The organism is Mycolicibacterium pyrenivorans (genome assembly GCF_025821625.1).
GTDB classification, from domain to species: domain Bacteria; phylum Actinomycetota; class Actinomycetes; order Mycobacteriales; family Mycobacteriaceae; genus Mycobacterium; species Mycobacterium pyrenivorans.
Genome location: NZ_JACKSH010000203.1, coordinates 1 through 610, shown reverse-complemented (window position 1 = coordinate 610; position 610 = coordinate 1). Strand labels below are relative to the sequence as shown.

The 610-nt window shown below is 63.1% G+C and carries 1 protein-coding gene; it reads right to left on the bottom strand.

Annotated elements, in window-relative coordinates:
• Positions 1-242: 242 nt before the first annotated feature.
• Positions 243-610, bottom strand: a 368-nt coding sequence (locus tag H7I57_RS23235; RefSeq protein ID WP_264026359.1) for a MerR family DNA-binding protein, incomplete at its 5' end; no start/stop codon positions are given.

Genomic DNA, 610 nt, shown 5'->3' with positions numbered 1-610 from the left:
TGGGCAAGCAAAACCTCCACGTCGAGCGCGCGGAACGGTTCTAATGGTGACGTCGGATATCAGAACTGTCCGAATGCCCGTGGCATTGATCGCGAATTCTGACGCTAGTTGATCGCGAATTCTGGCGGTGTTGGTGGAGTTTCAAGATCGCTTATCGCCATATTGACGTCATCTTGATTGCCGCAGTGTCGGCTGGATGGGAACCGCCCCACGGTCAGTGGGATCGGTCGGGGAACCTGTGGTCAGCTTTCGGTGGTGTGCTCGACGATGGGGCATATTGTGGCCGGCACGGTCGCGGTGGCACCGTCGACTGGATGGGCATTTCGAGTGTTGACGAGACTGCGGCGTAGGGCGCGCAGGTCGGCGATCGCGGCATCGATCTCGTCAACGCGCGTGTCGATGAACGCGCGAACCGCGGTGCATGGCGCCGAGCCGTGACGGCGGATGTCCAGGATGGCGGCGATGTCATCCAGGCGTAGGCCCAGTGTGCGGGCCTGACGGATGAAGGTGAGCACGGCGACGTCGTCGGCGCCGTAGAGGCGGTAGCCGGCCGGGGTGCGCGGGGGTTCGTCCACGAGGCCTTTCGCCACGTATAAGCGCAGCGCCTTGC